Annotated in this window: 16 protein-coding genes; 9 read left to right on the forward strand and 7 right to left on the reverse strand. The window is 61.6% G+C overall.

Annotated features, from left to right (window positions below; translation table 11 throughout):
- Positions 1–189 precede the first annotated feature (189 nt).
- Together quiC and ABX75_RS12660 are read left to right on the forward strand one after the other, a co-directional pair.
- Positions 190–2,091, forward strand: coding sequence for a 3-dehydroshikimate dehydratase QuiC (gene quiC, locus ABX75_RS12655; RefSeq protein WP_047882024.1), 1,902 nt, complete (start codon positions 190–192; stop codon positions 2,089–2,091).
- Positions 2,092–2,169: 78 nt separating this feature from the next.
- Complete coding sequence (locus tag ABX75_RS12660) at positions 2,170–2,835, forward strand: TetR/AcrR family transcriptional regulator (RefSeq protein WP_034100949.1); 666 nt, start codon at positions 2,170–2,172, stop codon at positions 2,833–2,835.
- A gap of 72 nt (positions 2,836–2,907) precedes the next feature.
- Here the strand turns inward: ABX75_RS12660 and ABX75_RS12665 are convergent, their stop codons facing one another.
- The 4 genes from ABX75_RS12665 to ABX75_RS12680 form a co-directional block, all read right to left on the reverse strand.
- A complete protein-coding gene (locus tag ABX75_RS12665) occupies positions 2,908–3,756 on the reverse strand; it encodes a shikimate dehydrogenase (RefSeq protein WP_034100860.1) in 849 nt (282 codons plus the stop codon).
- Complete coding sequence (aroQ, locus tag ABX75_RS12670; protein WP_034100859.1) at positions 3,756–4,202, reverse strand: type II 3-dehydroquinate dehydratase; 447 nt, start codon at positions 4,200–4,202, stop codon at positions 3,756–3,758. Before aroQ ends, ABX75_RS12665 begins: the two co-directional genes overlap by 1 nt.
- 184 nt (positions 4,203–4,386) lie before the next feature.
- Entirely contained in the window at positions 4,387–5,466 is a 1,080-nt protein-coding gene (gene trmA / locus ABX75_RS12675; RefSeq protein ID WP_047882025.1) for a tRNA (uridine(54)-C5)-methyltransferase TrmA, read from the reverse strand.
- Positions 5,463–6,758 carry an NCS2 family permease gene (locus tag ABX75_RS12680; protein WP_034100857.1) on the reverse strand — a complete coding sequence of 432 codons (1,296 nt, stop codon included), beginning with the start codon at positions 6,756–6,758 and terminating at the stop codon, positions 5,463–5,465. The genes trmA and ABX75_RS12680 overlap by 4 nt, the downstream gene beginning before the upstream one ends.
- A 188-nt stretch (positions 6,759–6,946) precedes the next feature.
- Here ABX75_RS12680 and ABX75_RS12685 point away from each other — a divergent pair, with 188 nt between their 5' ends.
- The 4 genes from ABX75_RS12685 to ABX75_RS12700 all read left to right on the forward strand — a co-directional run bounded on the left by ABX75_RS12685 (position 6,947) and on the right by ABX75_RS12700 (position 11,180).
- Entirely contained in the window at positions 6,947–7,393 is a 447-nt protein-coding gene (locus ABX75_RS12685) for a DUF4879 domain-containing protein (RefSeq protein WP_034100948.1), read from the forward strand.
- Between the two features lie 96 nt (positions 7,394–7,489).
- The gene (locus tag ABX75_RS12690; RefSeq protein ID WP_034115179.1) at positions 7,490–8,014 is read left to right on the forward strand and encodes a (2Fe-2S)-binding protein; all 525 of its coding nucleotides are present in this window, start codon (positions 7,490–7,492) and stop codon (positions 8,012–8,014) included.
- Complete coding sequence (locus ABX75_RS12695) at positions 8,011–9,000, forward strand: xanthine dehydrogenase family protein subunit M (protein WP_034115178.1); 990 nt, start codon at positions 8,011–8,013, stop codon at positions 8,998–9,000. Before ABX75_RS12690 ends, ABX75_RS12695 begins: the two co-directional genes overlap by 4 nt.
- Positions 8,997–11,180 (forward strand): xanthine dehydrogenase family protein molybdopterin-binding subunit, encoded by a 2,184-nt coding sequence (locus tag ABX75_RS12700; protein ID WP_047882026.1) that lies wholly within the window; start codon positions 8,997–8,999, stop codon positions 11,178–11,180. Before ABX75_RS12695 ends, ABX75_RS12700 begins: the two co-directional genes overlap by 4 nt.
- Positions 11,181–11,610: 430 nt before the next feature.
- On the opposite strand, the gene ABX75_RS12705 is transcribed toward ABX75_RS12700, so the two are convergent.
- Positions 11,611–12,855: an MFS transporter gene (locus tag ABX75_RS12705; RefSeq protein WP_034100853.1), complete on the reverse strand. Its 1,245-nt coding sequence runs from the start codon at positions 12,853–12,855 to the stop codon at positions 11,611–11,613.
- A gap of 319 nt (positions 12,856–13,174) precedes the next feature.
- Here ABX75_RS12705 and ABX75_RS12710 point away from each other — a divergent pair, with 319 nt between their 5' ends.
- Genes ABX75_RS12710 through ABX75_RS28390 form a run of 3 tightly spaced genes read left to right on the forward strand, consistent with a single transcriptional unit; the run spans position 13,175 to position 15,803 of the window.
- Positions 13,175–14,614, forward strand: a complete 1,440-nt coding sequence (locus ABX75_RS12710; protein WP_034115175.1) for a cytochrome ubiquinol oxidase subunit I — start codon at positions 13,175–13,177, stop codon at positions 14,612–14,614.
- A 1-nt stretch (position 14,615) separates the two neighbouring features.
- Positions 14,616–15,623 (forward strand): cytochrome d ubiquinol oxidase subunit II, encoded by a 1,008-nt coding sequence (gene cydB, locus ABX75_RS12715; protein WP_047882027.1) that lies wholly within the window; start codon positions 14,616–14,618, stop codon positions 15,621–15,623.
- A 12-nt stretch (positions 15,624–15,635) separates the two neighbouring features.
- The gene (locus ABX75_RS28390; RefSeq protein ID WP_080758794.1) at positions 15,636–15,803 is read left to right on the forward strand and encodes a DUF2474 domain-containing protein; all 168 of its coding nucleotides are present in this window, start codon (positions 15,636–15,638) and stop codon (positions 15,801–15,803) included.
- A 72-nt stretch (positions 15,804–15,875) separates the two neighbouring features.
- On the opposite strand, the gene ABX75_RS12720 is transcribed toward ABX75_RS28390, so the two are convergent.
- Both ABX75_RS12720 and ABX75_RS12725 read right to left on the reverse strand, forming a co-directional pair.
- Positions 15,876–17,000, reverse strand: coding sequence for a methyltransferase (locus ABX75_RS12720; RefSeq protein ID WP_047882028.1), 1,125 nt, complete (start codon positions 16,998–17,000; stop codon positions 15,876–15,878).
- Between the two features lie 124 nt (positions 17,001–17,124).
- Complete coding sequence (locus tag ABX75_RS12725) at positions 17,125–17,835, reverse strand: LuxR family transcriptional regulator (protein ID WP_034100847.1); 711 nt, start codon at positions 17,833–17,835, stop codon at positions 17,125–17,127.
- Between the last annotated feature and the right edge of the window lie 50 nt (positions 17,836–17,885).

The following is a 17,885-nucleotide window of genomic DNA, read 5'->3' on the forward strand; positions in this document are numbered from 1 at the left end:
TGATCTGGGTCTTTTGTGAACGTTTGTTACCTGATCGATGGTGCGCAGCGGTTAAAAAATCGTCAATTCGCCAGAAGGGCATAGTGTTCGATAATCGCCCGAAAAACTAACCGGTTCGTACATTTTAATTGCTGCCGTTAGGCTGGGGGCGAATAATTTGCCATAAACAACCATTGCCGGGAGTTTTCCATGCAACGTTCCATCGCCACCGTTTCCTTGAGCGGCACCCTGCCGGAAAAGCTCGAAGCCATTGCCGCCGCCGGGTTCGATGGGGTGGAAATCTTCGAGAACGACCTGTTGTATTACGACGGCAGCCCGCGGGAAGTGCGGCAGATGTGCGCCGACCTGGGCATCGCTATCACCTTGTTCCAGCCGTTTCGCGACTTTGAAGGCTGCCGCCGCGACCGCCTGGCGCGCAATCTGGAGCGGGCCGAGCGCAAGTTCGATCTGATGCAGGAGCTGGGCACCGACCTGGTGCTGGTGTGCAGCAATGCCTCGGCCGATTGCGTGGGCGACGAATCCATTCTGCGGGATGACTTGAGCCTGCTGGCCGAACACGCCGGCAGACGAGGCTTGCGCATCGGCTATGAAGCCCTGGCCTGGGGCAAGCATGTGAACACCTGGCAGCAGGTATGGAACCTGGTGCGTCAGGTGGATCATCCGAGCCTGGGCGTGTTGCTCGACAGTTTCCACACGTTGTCACTCAAGGGCGACCCGAGCGCCATCGCGCAGATCCCTGGCGACAAGATCTTCTTCGTGCAAATGGCCGATGCGCCGATCCTGGCCATGGATGTGTTGGAGTGGAGCCGCCATTTCCGTTGCTTCCCGGGGCAGGGCGAGTTCGACCTGGCCGGGTTTCTGGCGCCGATTATCAAAAGTGGGTACACCGGGCCGCTGTCCCTGGAAATCTTCAACGATGGTTTCCGTGCCGCGCCGACCCGCGCCAATGCCGCCGACGGGCTGCGCTCGTTGTTGTACCTGGAGGAGAAAACCCGTCAGCGCCTGGCCGAGGAACAGCCGGCCGCACCGCTGGATATCCTGTTCGAAACGCCGCCCGCCAGCGAGTACGACGGCATCGAGTTCCTCGAATTTGCCGTGGATGAAAGCCTCGGCGCCAAGCTCTCCCACTGGTTGGAGCGTCTGGGCTTCGTCAAGGCTGGGCAGCATCGCTCCAAGGCCGTCAGCCTGCTGCGCCAGGGCGATATCAACCTGATCCTCAATTGCGAGCCGTATTCCTTCGCCCACAATTTTTTCGAAGCCCATGGGCCGTCGCTGTGCGCCACGGCGCTGCGGGTAAAGGACAGCGCCAAGGCACTGGAACGCGCGGTGGCTTATAAAGGCCAGCCTTATCGCGGCCTGGTCGGGCCGAACGAGCTGGAGCTGGCGGCGGTGCGTGCGCCGGACGGCAGTCTGATTTACCTGGTGGACCCCAGCGAAGGCGGGCTCTACGACACCGACTTCAACCTGCAACCGACCACGGCTTGCGGCGGCGGCCTGCTGCGCATCGACCATATGGCCATGGCCCTGCCTGCCGACAGCCTCGACAGTTGGGTGCTGTTCTACAAGAGCCTGCTGGATTTCGAAGCCGACGACGAAGTGGTGCTACCCGACCCCTACGGCCTGGTGAAAAGCCGCGCATTGCGTAGCCGCTGCAGTTCGATTCGCTTGCCGCTGAATATCTCCGAAAACCGCAACACTGCCATCTCCCACGCGCTATCGAGCTATCGGGGCTCGGGGGTGCATCACATTGCCTTCGACTGTGCGGATATTTTCGCCGAGGTGCGCAGAGCCAAAGAGGCCGGCGTGCCATTGCTGGATATCCCGCTCAATTATTACGACGACCTGGCGGCGCGCTTTGATTTCGATGACGAGTTCCTCAGCGAGCTGGCGTACTACAACGTGTTGTACGACCGCGACGCTCAGGGCGGTGAGTTGTTTCACGTCTACACCGAGCCCTTCGAAGGACGGTTTTTCTTCGAGATCATCCAGCGCAAAAACGGCTACGCCGGTTACGGCGCGGCCAATGTGGCGGTACGCCTGGCGGCGATGGCCAAGTCGCGCAGTGGCGCGGTGCGCCAGGCGCGGCTGTGAACCCTGGCCGGGTGCTTCCTTCGGGGAGCGCCCCGGCCCATAATCGCGGCCTGCCTAACAACAATGGCCGTGAGCACCATGACGTCGAGTCCCGAACTCCCCGCAGTGTCAGACGCACCGCGCAAGAGTCGTAAGAACAATCCAGAAAAGACCCGCGAAAACATACTGCAAGAAGCCATTGTCGAGTTTGTTCAGCAGGGCTTGGCCGGCGCGCGCGTAGACGCCATCGCCGAACGCATCCACACCTCCAAGCGCATGATCTATTACTACTTCGGCAGCAAGGAGCAGCTGTACGTCGAGGTACTGGAAAAGCTCTACGGCGATATCCGCAATACCGAAACCCGCATGAACCTCACGGCGCTGGAGCCCCGTGAAGCGATCCGTCGGCTGGTGGAATTCACCTTTGATCACCACGATCAGAACGTGGATTTTGTGCGCATCGTCAGCATCGAAAATATCCACAACGCTGAATATGTGAAGCGTTCGGACTCGATCAAGGCCATGAACAGCAACATCCTCGAAGCCCTGGGCGCCACCTTGCGCCGAGGCGCCGAAATGGGCCTGTTCCGCGAAGGCCTGGAGCCGTTGGATGTGCACCTGCTGATCAACTCGTTCAGTTTTTACCGGGTGTCCAACCGCCATACGTTCAGTGAGATCTTTCAGATCGAACTGTCGGATGAGGCGGTTAAACAGCGCCACCGCGATATGCTCTGCGACTCAGTGATGCGCTACCTGCAAGCCTGAGGCCTCAGGTTGGAATGCATACCAAGTGAGAGGGGGCTTGCCCCCTCCCACATGGTGATCTGGTCTTGTCAGTCAGGTATTCATGCTTTTGAAGTGCGTCAGCATGCGTTGCGCATCCGGCACTTTACCGCTGAACAATTCAAATGCTTTCACCGCCTGGAACACTGCCATATTGCCGCCGTCCAGCGTGCGGCAACCCAGGGCGCGAGCATCCCGTAGCAGTTGGGTTTCCAGCGGGAAGTAGACGATTTCCGCTACCCACAGATGAGCGCGCAACAGCGCCGCCGGCACCGGTGTACCGGGAAGCTTGGCCATGCCCATCGGCGTGGTGTTGACCAGGCCATCGGCTTCGGCCATGGCGTTCTCCAGGCCGCCGCCGACTTGAGCGCGGCCGCTGCCGAAACGCTGTGCGAGGTTATCCACAAGGTCGCGGGCGCGGATGGCGTCCACATCGAAAACACTCAACTGCTCCACCCCTTCAGCCAGCAGTGCATGCGCCACTGCCGCGCCTGCACCGCCGGCACCCATCTGCACCACACGCTGGCGCGGCACGTCATTGAGGTTGCGCCGGAAACCTTCGGCAAACCCCAGGCAATCGGTGTTGTGGCCAATGCGTTTGCCGTCCTTGAACACCACGGTATTCACCGCGCCGATGCCTCGGGCTTCGTCGGACAATTCATCCAGCAGCGGCAGAATCGCCTGCTTGCACGGGTAGGTAATGTTCAGCCCGGTAAAGTGCATCAGCTCGGCGGCGCGTAGGAGGTCGGGCAGGGCCTTGATATCCAGGCCCAAGGGATCAAGGTCGATCAGTTGGTACAGGTAGCGTAGGCCCTGGGCATCGCCTTCCTGTTCGTGCAAAGCGGGTGTGCGGGAGGCCTGGATGCCAGCGCCAATCAGGCCGGCAAGAATGCGCGGTTTCATCAGGCACGTCCTTTGAGCAGATGGCTGAAATGTTCCAGGGCCAGGTGGTAGCCGTGGCTGCCAAAACCGGCCAATACCGCTTTGGCGATGGGCGACACAAATGAATGATGCCGAAACGCCTCACGGGTATGCACATTGGATAAATGCACTTCGATCACCGGCACTTCGCTGGCTACCAGCGCATCGCGGATTGCCACCGACGTGTGGGTCCAGGCGGCAGGGTTGATCACGATACCGGCGCAGCGCGCGCGGGCGCCGTGGATCCAGTCGAGCAGCTCGCCTTCGTGGTTGGTTTGGCGGAATTCGATTTTAAGCCCCAGTTGCTCGGCGCTGCGGCCGCAGAGGGCCGCCACGTCGGCTAGGGTTTCATGCCCGTAGGTGGCGGGTTCGCGGGTGCCGAGCAGGTTGAGATTGGGGCCATTGAGCACCAGCACGATGGGCGGCATGAGGGGGTATCTCCACAGTTCTTGTTGGTTGTGGAGATAAAATGTACCGGATGGTTAATTTGGTCAATTGCCAGCGCGGCATGTGTTCGATTATCGAACCGTTAATCAAGGAAGGGCAGCTATAGCCCGCTGCGCGGCCGCTTAGCCAATGGCTCGGGCGGCCGCGCATGGAGCAATGGAACGTTTAGCGTCGGGTCAGCAACACACCCGATTCCATATGGTGCGTCCACGGAAACTGATCAAACATCGCACACCGGGTAATGCGGTGGGTGTCATGCAGTTGGGCGATGTTGGCCGCCAGGGTCTCCGGGTTGCAAGAGATGTACAGGATGTTGTCGAAACGCCGGGTCAATTCGCAGGTGTCCGGGTCCATGCCGGCACGCGGCGGGTCCACAAACACGCTGCCGAACTCGTAGCTTTTCAGATCGATACCGTGCAGACGGCGGAACGGGCGCACTTCGTTGAGGGCTTCGGTGAGTTCTTCGGCGGACAGGCGCACCAAGGTGACGTTATCCACCGCGTTTTCATCGAGATTGCTCAGTGCCGCGTTTACCGAGGTCTTGCTGATCTCGGTGGCCAGCACTTTGCGCACGCGGGTGGCCAGGGGCAGGGTGAAATTGCCGTTGCCGCAATACAGCTCCAGCAGATCGTCCGGGCGATCGCCCAAAGCCTCGTAGGCCCAGTTGAGCATCTTCTGGTTCACCGTGCCGTTGGGCTGGGTGAACGCGCCTTCGGGTTGACGATAGCTGAAGGTGCGGCCGCCGACTTCGAGTTTCTCTACCACGTAATCGTGGCCGATCACATCGCGTTTGCCCTTGGAGCGGCCGATGATGCTCACGTTCAGGTCAGCGGCGAGCTGGTTGGCCGCCGCGTGCCAGTGCTCGTCCAGCGGGCGGTGATAGCACAGGGTGATCATCGCATCGCCGGCCAGGGTGGTGAGGAACTCCACCTGAAACAGTTTGTGGCTCAGGGCGGCGCTGGTTTGCCAGGCGGCCTTGAGCTGCGGCATCAGTTGGTTGATGCGAGCGCTGGCGATAGGGAAGTCTTCGATCAGGATCGGCGTGCGCTTATCGTCCTGGGAAAACATCGCGTAGTGGCGCTCACCGCCCTCGCGCCACAGGCGGAATTCCGCGCGCAGGCGGAAGTGCTGCAGCGGCGAGTCGAACACCTGCGGCTCGGGCGCATCGAACGGAGCGAGCAGGTCACGCAGGCGCGTGACCTTGTCTTGCAGTTGAGCGGTGTAGCGTGCGGCGTCAAAAGTCATGCGTTGAACCAGCCCAGCTTGATCACGAACAGAATCGACAGAATCACCAGCGCCGGGTTCAGCTCACGGTAGCGGCCCGAAAGCAGCTTGATGGCGGTCCAAGCGATGAAACCGAAGGCGATGCCGTTGGCGATGGAGTAAGTAAAGGGCATCGCCAGGGCGGTGATCACCACCGGCGCTGCCACAGTGATGTCGTCCCAGTCGATTTCAGCCAGGCCGGAGGTCATCAGTACGGCGACGAACAGCAGCGCCGGCGCGGTGGCGAAAGCCGGAACGCTGGCGGCCAACGGCGAGAAGAACAGTGCGAGCAGGAACAGGATCGCCACTACGATGGCAGTCAAACCGGTACGGCCACCGGCGCTGACGCCTGCGGCGGATTCGATGTAGCTGGTGGTGGTCGAGGTGCCCAGCAGCGAACCGGCCATGGCTGCGGTGCTGTCGGCGATCAGTGCACGGCCCATTTTTGGCATGTGGCCGTCCTTGCCCATCAGGCCGGCGCGCTTGGCCACGCCGATCAGGGTGCCGGAGTTGTCGAACAGGTCGACGAACAGGAAGGCGAAGATCACGCTGACCAGGCCGATATCCAGTGCGCCCTTGATGTCCAACTGCAGGAAGGTCGGGGCCAGGGACGGTGGCATCGAGGTCACGCCGCCGAATGGGGTGAAGCCCATCACAATCGACACGATGGTCACCGCCAGGATGCCGATCAGCACCGCACCGCGCACGGCCAGGGCTTCCAGCGCGACGATCAGCGCAAAGCCCAGGGTGGCGAGGATCGGCGCCGGTTGTTTCAAGTCGCCCAGGCCAACCATGGTGGCCGGGTTGCTGACTACGATACCGGCGTTGTGCAGGGCGATCAGCGCCAGGAACAGGCCGATGCCGGCAGCAATCGCCGAACGCAACGGCAAAGGGATGCTGTTGATGATCCACTCACGGATGCGAAAGATCGACAGCAGAAAGAACAGCACCGCCGAAATGAACACCGCCCCCAGTGCCACTTGCCAGGTATGGCCCATGTGCAGCACCACGGTGTAGGTAAAGAAGGCATTGAGGCCCATGCCTGGTGCCAGCGCGATCGGGTAGTTGGCGATCAGGCCCATCACGGTCGAACCGATGGCGGCCGCCAGGCAGGTCGCGACGAACACCGCGCCTTTGTCCATGCCGGTTTCACCGAGGATGCTCGGGTTCACGAACAGGATGTAGGCCATGGCCAGGAATGTCGTGATGCCCGCGAGAATCTCGGTGCGCACGTTGGTGTTGTGTGCTTTGAGTTGAAACAGCTTTTCCAGCATGCCGGCTCCCTGTGACGCTATTTTGCGTCGTGATTTGTTGACCTCTAAGTCAAAGCACAAACTGCGCCAAGCGCCTGTGGTTTCAGAGAGGATCGGAAAAAGCGGCGCATCATACCAGCAGCCGAGGCTGTGTGGCGCATGGGCTTGAGGCATACTGCGCCGACGTTCAATTCACGGTCATCGACAGCATGAAAAAAGCCAACGCGTGGAGTCTAGCTCCGATCACCGCTATCAGCCTGTGGCTCGGCGCGGCACCGGTGTGGGGCGCGACTGCACCGGCCTTGAGCGAGGTGCGCGTGTTTCAGGTCGAGTCGGCGCGCTGCAAGGAAAGCATCCCCGAACGCATCACCTCCACGCAGATGTGCACGCACCGTGGGCCCACCCAGGTGTCGGTGATGGAAGTGGGGCTGGGCAACAACCCGGTGGGGCTGTTCAATGGCGCCGTACTGAACGGCCAGCGCACCCCGGTGTGCCAGGTTGGCAGCATCAGCCAGGCGTGCAACGGCGCGGGGACACTGATGGGCTACATCTATGTATTCGAAATGGATGTGCAGGCCCCAGGCTGGTTCGAATACAGCAATTCCTCGATCAACCCCCCGCGAAACACCTTGAAGACCCAGCTCAATATCCGCTGATCAATCATCTTGAACGCTCAAAACCCCGGGAAGTCGTACCCCTGAGACGGCGATTTTCCTGAACGCCGCGGATGCAGACCAACCCGTGAGGTGTTTATGAGCGCAACCCCCCAAGGCGCGGCGGCCCAGCCGTTTGCCCGCCACTCGATACGCCTGACCCTCAATGGGCAGGCCCGCCAACTGGACGTGTTGCCCTGGACCACGCTGCTGGACCTGCTGCGCGAACAACTGGATCTGGTCGGCAGCAAGAAAGGCTGCGACCACGGCCAATGCGGTGCCTGCACCGTATTGCGCGACGGCAAGCGCGTGAACGCGTGCCTGACCCTGGCGGTGATGTGCGACGGTGCCGAGTTGACCACCGTCGAAGGGCTGGCCAGTGGCGACCAGTTACACCCCATGCAACAAGCCTTCATCAAGCACGATGCTTTCCAGTGCGGTTATTGCACCCCTGGCCAGATCTGCTCCGCCGTCGGCCTGGCCAACGAAGGCCGCGCCCACGACAGCGCGCAAATCCAGGAACTGATGAGCGGTAACCTGTGCCGCTGCGGCGCCTACAGCAATATTCGCGATGCGATTGAAGAGGCCCTGCCGGCCTGCCGTACGGCGGGAGGCGAGCAATGAACCCGTTCCAGTACAGCAAACCGTCCGACGTGCACGAAGCCGTGCACTTGAGCAGTGCCGCGTCGCGTTTTATTGCCGGCGGTACCAACCTGCTGGACCTGATGAAAGAAAACATCAGCCGCCCCGAGCACCTGATCGACATCACCGGCCTGCCGCTGCATGGCGTCGAGCCCACCGCCGAGGGTGGCGTGCGCATTGGCGCGCTGGTCAGCAACGCTGATCTGGCTTGGCACCCCTTGATCGAACAGCGTTATCCGTTGCTGTCCCAAGCCATCCTCGCCGGTGCCTCGCCGCAACTGCGCAATATGGCCAGCACCGGCGGCAACCTGTTGCAGCGCACCCGTTGCTATTACTTCTACGACGCCAGCGTGCCTTGCAATAAACGCGAACCCGGCAGCGGTTGCCCGGCGCGCACCGGGTTGAATCGCATCCATGCGATTCTCGGCGCCAGCGCGCAGTGCGTGGCGACTCATCCGTCCGACATGTGCGTGGCCCTGGCGGCGCTGGAGGCGCGGGTGCATGTGCAAGGGCGCGGCGGTGCGCGGGTCATCGAGTTCGCCGACTTCCACCGTTTGCCCGGCGATGCGCCGCAACGGGACAACCAGCTGGCCGACGATGAACTGATCACTGCTATTGAATTGCCTGCCGACCATCTGGCGCGGCACAGCCATTATCTGAAGATCCGTGACCGGGCGTCCTACGCGTTCGCGTTGGTGTCGGTGGCTGCCGCTCTGGAGTTGGACGGCGATGTGATCGTCGACGCGCGCCTGGCCCTGGGCGGCGTGGCCCATAAACCCTGGCGCGACCGCGCGGTGGAAGCGGGATTGATCGGGCAGGCCGTCAGCCGCGAAACCTTTAGCCTCGCCGCCGATGCGATGTTGCAGGACGCCGAGCCGCTGGAACACAACGCTTTCAAGGTCAAGCTGGCACGGCGCGCAATTATCCGCGCCTTGAGCGATGCCGCTGTCGCAGGAGAACGCCCATGAGTGCCGTCGGAAAACCCCTGGACCGTGTCGACGGTCTGCTTAAAGTCACCGGCCAGGCGCGCTATGCCGGCGAATTTGCGCAGCAGGGCCTGCTGCATGGCAGCGTGGTGTCCAGCACGATCGCCAAGGGCCGCGTGGTTCGTATTGATGCGTCCAAGGCTCTGGCTCTGCCGGGTGTGGTCATGGTGCTCGATCACAGCAACCGGCCGCGGCTGGCCAGCTATGACGACGCGTTTGCCGATGCCGATGCCGCCGATGGTTCGCCGTTTCGCCCGCTGTACAACGACCGCGTGCTGTACAGCGGCCAGCCCCTGGCCTTGGTGATTGCCGACAACCTGGAGCTGGCGCGACATGCCGGTTCCCTGGTGCGCATCGAGTACGAGCGCGATGAATTCGAGACCGATCTCGTCGCCCAGCAGGCCGAGGCCCATCCCTCGCCACAGACACCGCCCGCGCCGCGCGGGAATTTCCAGGCCGAGTGGACTGCTGCCGCCGTCAGCCTGGACGTGCACTACAGCACCCCCATCGAACATCACAACCCCATGGAACCCCACGCCAGCACCGTGCTGTACCAGGCGGACGGCACGCTGCATATCCATGACAAAACCCAGGGCCCGCAGAACTGTCAGGCCTATGTGCAGAAAGTGTTCGGCCTGGATAAAAGCCAGGTGCGGGTGTTCGCCGCGTTTGTCGGCGGCGCTTTTGGTTCCGGCCTGCGCCCGCAGTACCAGTTACCCCTGGCGGTGATGGCGTCGCTGGCGCTCAAACGCTCGGTTCGCGTGACCCTGACCCGTCAACAGATGTTCACCTTCGGCTACCGCCCACGCACCCTGCAGCGCTTGCAAATGGGCGCCGCCACCAACGGCCGCCTGCTGGCGTTGGGGCACACGGCGATTGGCCAGACCTCGCGTTTCGAGGACTTCAGTGAACACGTGGTGGAGTGGAGCGGCATGCTCTATCACTGCGACAACGTGCAGTTGACCTATAAGTTGGTGCCGCTGGATGTGTTCACGCCGTTGGACATGCGCGCGCCCGGCGCCGCCCTCGGGGTGATCGGCCTGGAGTGCGCCATGGACGAACTGGCCTGCGCCTTGGCGATCGACCCGGTGCAACTGCGCCTGATCAACTACGCCGAGCGTAACCAGAACGAAGACAAACCCTGGTCGAGCAAAGCCCTGCGCGAGTGTTACACCGAAGGCGCCGAGCGCTTCGGCTGGAGCCAGCGCAACCCGGAACCGCGCAGCATGCGCGACGGCCGCCAATTAGTGGGCTGGGGCATGGCCGGCGGGGTGTGGGAGGCCATGCAAATGAAGGCCAGCGCCAAGGCGCGAATCGATGCCGAGGGCAAGCTCGTGGTGAGCAGCGCCACCACCGATATCGGCACCGGCACCTACACGGTGATGACCCAGATCGCCGCCCAGGCCAGCGGGGTAGCCGTGGACGACGTGCGTTTCGTGCTCGGCGACTCGTCGCTGCCCACCGCGCCGTTGCAGGGCGGCTCGTTCACTGTTTCCTCGGTGGGCACCGCTGTGCAACAAGCCTGCGAAGCCTTGGCCGCCAAACTGTTGAGCGTGGCGCGGCAGACCTATCCGGTGTTCAAGGACGCTGAGACGGTGCGCTTTGAGGATGGGCAACTGCACGCGCGTGACGTGAGCGTGTCGTTGGCGCAGCTGGTCAAGGACAGCGGTGAGGATGCCCTGGAGGTGCAGGTAGACAGCGAGCCGGACAAAAAACGCGAAGGCTATGCTACCGCCACCCATTCGGCGGTATTCGTCGAAGTGCGCGTGGATGAAGACCTCGGCACTATCAAGGTCAGCCGCGTGGTCAGCGCAATTGCGGCCGGGCGCGTGGTCAACCCGAAGATGGCCCGCAGCCAGATCCTCGGCGGCGTGGTGTGGGGTATCGGCATGGCCCTGCACGAAGAGACCCAGATCGACCATCAACTGGGCCGCTACATGAACCACAGCCTGGCCGAGTACCACATCCCGGTGAATGCCGATATCGGCGACATTGATGTGGTATTCGTCGAAGAACACGACGAGATCGTCAATGCGCTGGGGTCCAAAGGCGTCGGGGAAATCGGCATCGTCGGCGTCGCGGCGGCAGTGGCCAATGCGGTGTACCACGCCACCGGCAAGCGGGTGCGGGACTTCCCGATCACCCTGGATAAGGTGCTTTGAAATGTGGGGGCTTGCCCCCGATGGCGGTGTTTCAGTCGATTTATGCTTCGACTGTTACACCGCTATCGAGGGCAAGCCCTCTCCCACATTGGACCTTATTGCCATAGTGGCTATGCGGTGGCTGTGAGGCCGGTGTGGGAGGGGGCTTATTGCCATAGTGGTTATGCGGTGGGCGTGAGACCGGTGTGGGAGGGGGCTTGCCCCCGATAGCAGTATTTCAGTCAATTTATGCTTCGACTGTTACACCGCCATCGAGGGCAAGCCCTCTCCCACATTGGACCTTATTGCCATAGTGGCTATGCGGTGGCTGTTAGGCCGGTTTTGGAGGGGGCTTGCCCCCGATGGCGGTGTTTCAGTCAATAGATGCCTCGACAGTTACACCGCTATCGAGGGCAAGTGCTCTCCCACATTGACCTTGCTGCCATAAAGGTTAGGCGGTGGGCGGGGAAACCGGTTCTGGCACATGCATGCGATCCCGCTTGGCCAGGGTGGGGAATAGTTTGATCCACACCCCGGTCACCACGAGGGTGCCGATCCCGCCCATGACCACGGCGGGGACGGTGCCGAACCAGTGGGCGGTGATGCCGGATTCGAATTCGCCCAGTTGATTCGACGCGCCGATAAACAGGCCGTTGACGGCGCTGACGCGCCCGCGCATTTCGTCCGGCGTCTCCAACTGCACGAACGAGGCGCGGATCACCATGCTGATCATGTCCGCCGCGCCCAACACCACCAGCACCGCCAGGGAAAACCAGAATGACGTCGATAGGCCGAAAGCGATGGTCGCCACACCGAATACCCCGACGGCGGTGAACATCACGCGGCCGACATGTCGGTCCACCGAGAAACGCGCCAGCCACAACGACATCAGCAATGCCCCCACCGCCGGCGCCGAGCGCAACAGGCCCAGGCCCCAGGCGCCGGTCAGCAGGATGTCTTTGGCGAACACCGGCAGCAACGCGGTGGCGCCGCCCAGCAGCACGGCGAACAGGTCCAGGGAGATGGCGCCGAGGATGTCCGGGCGGCTGCGGATAAAACGGATGCCGGCCAGCAGTGAATCCAGAGTGGCCTTGCCTTTGTTCAGCGGGGTCTGGCGGGCAGGCAGGTTGAGGGTCAGCGCGCAGGCGATCAGGTACAGCACCACGGTGGGGCCATACACCCACACGCTGCCAAACGCATAGAGCAGACCGCCCAGCGCCGGGGCGACGATGGTGGCCAGTTGCTGAGCCGACTGCGACGACGCCACGGCGCGCGGGAACAGCGTGCTGGGCACGATGCTCGGCAGCAGCGCTTGCGTGGTGGGCAATTCAAAGGAGCGCGCGGCACCGAGCAGGAAGGCGAGGATAAAGATCATCTCGCGGGTCACGGTGCCGGTCAGGCCACCAATGGCCAGGGACAGCGCGATCAACGCCTGTACGGTCTGGCAGATGGCCGCGACTTTACGTCGCTCATAGCGGTCGGCCACATGGCCGGTGTGCAGCATAAACAGCACGCGCGGCACGAACTCCACCAAGCCGACCAAGCCCAGGTCCAGCACGTTGCCGGTCAGTTGATAGAGGTTCCAGCCAATGGCCACGGTGAGCATCTGGAAGCCGCTGGCGGTAAAAATCCGCGCCAGCCAGAACGCGATAAAAGGGCGGTGGTGACGCAACAGCAACGCGGGTTCAGTAGGCATCGGGCATTCAGATCAAGGCCGGAGGGAACCGCGAGATTAGCATCAAGCTGTAACAAATAGTTGCGAGAACCGGGGTGAGGCAGCCTGTCACGCGTCAATCGACCACACAACTGGACGCAGAAAATGGGACTACTCTTTGAGCTGTAATTGATCCAGATCAAATTTCTTCCAGGATTTGCTCTGGCGGGCCGTAAGGCCAGACTCCCTACGTGGTTGGTTAAAAAAAGAAACGAATTGAAATTCGCCACACTCCATATCCGTGGGGGCAGTGGGTGCAGGCTCCCGCCAGCAGCCGGTATTACCTGACAGAGGAAGACTTATGTTCGGTTTGGAGGCGCTAGATCTCGCCCGAATTCAGTTCGCGTTCACCATCTCATTCCACATCCTGTTCCCGGCGATCACCATCGGCCTGGCCAGTTACCTTGCAGTGCTGGAAGGGTTGTGGCTCAAGACCCATAACGACACCTACCGTGACCTCTACCATTTCTGGTCGAAGATCTTTGCCGTCAACTTCGGCATGGGGGTGGTCTCGGGCTTGGTTATGGCTTACCAGTTCGGCACCAACTGGAGCCGCTTCTCGGACTTCGCCGGCGCCGTTACCGGGCCGCTGCTGACGTACGAAGTGCTTACGGCCTTCTTCCTGGAAGCCGGTTTCCTCGGCGTGATGCTGTTCGGCTGGAACAAGGTGGGGCGCAAGCTGCACTTCTTCTCAACGGTCATGGTGGCGGTGGGTACACTGATCTCCACGTTCTGGATCCTGGCTTCCAACAGCTGGATGCAGACGCCTCAGGGCTTTGAAATCATCGACGGCCGTGTGATTCCCACCGACTGGCTGGCGGTAATTTTCAACCCATCGTTCCCGTATCGCCTGATGCACATGGCCACGGCGGCCTTCGTGGCGACGGCGTTTTTCGTCGGCTCCTCGGCGGCCTGGCACTTGCTGCGCGGCAAGGACAACCCGGCGATCCGCAAGATGCTCTCCATGGCCATGTGGATGGCATTGATCGTGGCGCCTATCCAAGCGGTAATCGGTGACTTCCATGGTCTCAACACGCTGGAGCACCAGCCGGCGAAAATCGCCGCGATCGAAGGCCACTGGGAAAACAAAGGCAATGAGCCTACGCCGCTGATCCTGTTCGGCTGGCCCGATATGCAGGCAGAAAAAACCAAGTACGCCGTAGAGATTCCGTACCTGGGCAGCCTGATCCTGACTCACTCGCTGGATAAACAGGTGCCGGCGCTCAAGGAGTTCCCACCTGAGGACCGGCCGAATTCGACCATTGTGTTCTGGTCGTTCCGGGTCATGGTCGGGCTGGGTTTCCTGATGATTTTTACCGGTCTGTTCAGCCTGTGGCTGCGCCGGGGCGACAAGATGTACACCTCCAGACCGTTCCTGTATCTGGCGCTGTGGATGGGCCCCTCGGGGTTGATCGCTATCCTAGCCGGCTGGTTCACCACCGAAATCGGGCGTCAGCCTTGGGTGGTCTACGGGCTGATGCGCACGGCGGATGCGTCGTCTGGGCATAGCCTGGCGCAGATGACCATCACCCTGGTGTTGTTCGTGGTGGTGTACTTCGCGCTGTTCGGTGCGGGCTTGGGCTATATGATGCGCCTGGTGCGCAAAGGCCCTGTGACCCACGAAGGTACTGAACCGACCCACGGCGGCCCTGGCCAGAAACGCACACCGGCGCGTCCGTTGTCGGCGGCCGACGATGGCACCGACGACCACCACGACCACATCCAGCATAAGGGGAATTGAGATGGGTATTGATCTTCCGCTGATCTGGGCCGTGATCATCATCTTCGGCATCATGATGTACGTGGTGATGGACGGCTTCGACCTGGGTATCGGCATCCTCTTTCCGTTTATTCCGGGCAAGGTCGACCGCGACGTGATGATGAACACCGTCGCGCCGGTCTGGGACGGCAACGAAACCTGGCTGGTGCTGGGCGGCGCGGCGTTGTTCGGCGCGTTTCCGCTGGCGTATTCGGTGGTGCTGTCGGCGCTGTACCTGCCGCTGATCCTGATGCTGGTGGGGCTGATCTTCCGCGGCGTGGCCTTTGAGTTCCGCTTCAAGGCCAAAGACGCCAAGCGCCACCTGTGGGACAAGGCCTTCATCGGCGGTTCGCTGGCGGCGACGTTCTTTCAGGGCGTGGCGCTGGGGGCATTTATCGACGGCATTCCGGTGGTCAATCGCCAGTTCGCCGGCGGTTCGCTGGACTGGCTAACGCCGTTCACCTTGTTCTGCGGCGTGGCGCTGATCGTCGCTTATGCGTTGCTCGGCTGCACTTGGCTGATCATGAAGACCGAAGGCAAGTTGCAGGAACAGATGCACAACCTGGCGCGGCCGCTGGCGTTCGTGGTGCTGGCGGTGATCGGCATCGTCAGCCTGTGGACCCCGCTATCGCACCCGGAAATCGCCTCGCGCTGGTTCACCCTGCCAAATCTGTTCTGGTTCCTGCCGGTGCCGCTGCTGGTGCTGGTGACCATGTACGGGCTGATCCGCGCGGTGGCTCGCAATGCGCACTACACGCCGTTCTTGCTGACGTTGGTGCTGATTTTCCTCGGCTATAGCGGTTTGGGGATCAGCCTGTGGCCGAACATCGTGCCGCCGTCCGTATCGATCTGGGATGCCGCCGCGCCGCCGCAGAGCCAAGGCTTCATGCTGGTGGGCACCTTGTTCATCATCCCGTTCATCCTGGGCTACACCTTCTGGAGCTACTACGTGTTCCGCGGCAAGGTCACCCACGAAGACGGTTATCACTAGGAGGGGCGTGACATGTCCGGCAAACCTTCGTTGCACGAGATCGAACAGGCTGAAAAGCAGCCGCTGTGGCGGCGCCTGGGGTGGTTGGCAATGATCTGGACCGGCAGTGTGCTGGTGCTGTTTGTTGTCGCCAGCCTGATGCGCATGTTTATGAATGCGGCCGGCCTGACCACTCACTGACATCCCATCCCGTTGCCTTGCGGCACGGTTTTTTGACCCTGCTCCTACATCTTGTAGGGGCGGGGTCTTTTTTTATTTGCGCGCTTTGAGAATCACGAACTTGGGCGTGGCCGCCACTTGCTCGACGCCGCGGAACAACCGCGCCAGTTTGCTGTGATAACCCAAGTGACGGTTGCCGACGATATACAGCGCACCGCCCACCACCAAGGCCTCGCGGGCCTGCTGGAACATGCGCCAGGCGAGGAAGTCGCCCACCACCTGCTGCTGGTGGAACGGTGGATTGCACAGCACCACGTCCAGGGACTGCGGCTCTTGGCCGGCCAGGCCATCGGCGGCGCGCACGCTCACGTCACGTTCACCCAGCGCGGCCTGCCAGTTCTCACGGGCCGATTGCACGGCCATGTAGGACTCGTCCACCAGGGTGTAGTGGGCGTCGGGGTTGTGCAGTGCGCTGGCAATCGCCAATACGCCGTTGCCGCAGCCGAGGTCGGCAACGCGGGCGTTACCCAGACCGGTGGGCAAGTGCGGCAGGAAGGCGCGGGTGCCGATGTCCAGGCCTTCACGGCAGAACACGTTGGCGTGGTTCAGCAGCTCGATGGCGGGTGTATCCAGGCGGTAGCGGGTCGGGTAGGGCGAGGCGGCGGCGGGGCGCTCGGCAACGGTGGCGATCAACAGGCGAGCTTTCTTCGCCGCCAGTGAGGCGTGCATCGGCCCGATGTAACGCTCCAGCAGGTCACCGGCTGCGCGTGGCAGGTGTTTGACCATCGCCCCGGCAATCACTTCGGCGCCCGGGGCCAGTTGGCCTTGTAAGCGGATCAACTGTTCCTCAAGCAGCGCCAGGGTTTTCGGCACGCGGATCAGCACGCGGTCGAACGGCCCGGTTGGGGTTTCGCTGGCGGGAATGAACGGCACTGCATCGAACGCCTTGGCGTTGCGCACCAGGTTTTTTTCCAGGCCCTGGGCCGCCAGAAACGAGTCGCCGCTGGAAATCACCTGCACCTGGCCTTGCAGACTGGCCGCCAAAGCGCCAAAGCTGTCATTGAGCACCAACACGCGGGTGTCGACGCTCGGCCGCTGGGCGGCCAAGTGGTTGAGCAGGTATTCGTCGGCGGCGTCGAAGGCTTGCAGCGGGTCGTTGTGCTGCTCGGGTTGGCGGATCAGATCGAGCTGAGCGAAGGGGCTGTCGAGCAGGGGCATGGGGGGAGAAAACTCTGGGTAATCGAACCATTGGGATGAACGACGACGCGCCGGCGCGCGCCGCGTCATCACCCGGAACTGGTCGTAAATGTTACGGTTTTTTCATGCGGATTACATGCGATGTTTAAAGAAACCCAGCCTTTGCGGCCACCATCACGGCCGCGATTTTATTGTTGACCCCCAGTTTTCGCATCGAGCTGCAATTGTGAAAGCCGACTGTACGTTCGGACAAACACAGGATCTGTGCAATCTCGGCAGCGGTCTTGCCCAGTGCAGACCAGCGCAATACTTCGATCTCGCGGGGCGTCAGCTTGCTGCATGGTTTCGCGGCTGGCCCATCGGCGTACTTATTCGCCACCACGGTATGCATTGCATGACACAGCCAGAGCGCATTGCCGGCTTTTTCATACAGCTCCTCCGGTGTGATCTCACCTCTGCCACGACTTAGAGTTAGCATGCTGAAGACGCCCTGAGGCCCATGCAGTGGTTGAGTCCAGCCCAGATGAACGCCATAGGAGGTGGCCAGTTCCCACAAGTGAGGTGCGCTGTTAAATGCACTTTCTTTCCAGACAAAGGGCAGGACAGAGCGTTGGCAATGAGACATGACAGGATCAGTGCTGGAGAAATGCGCTTCTCGGTATAACGTGTTCCATTCGTTTGGATAGCTGTTCTTCTCGAAGATGACATTTTGACTGTTTTGATGTTGTGCACTCATCTTGAATGAGCAGAATTGGAAGCCGAGTGAATATGTTTCATTGATAACCATCTCGAAGACACTGGTGATCTCGTCCTCTTCTTCCAGTTTGGGGACCCGTGTATTGCGCCAGTTGACCATCGATAACTCTCCATGGGTGTATATGTGACTTGGGTACGTCCTGAATCCCA

The sequence above is a fragment of the Pseudomonas sp. ARP3 genome (assembly GCF_001029595.1).
Lineage (GTDB): Bacteria > Pseudomonadota > Gammaproteobacteria > Pseudomonadales > Pseudomonadaceae > Aquipseudomonas > Aquipseudomonas rhodesiae.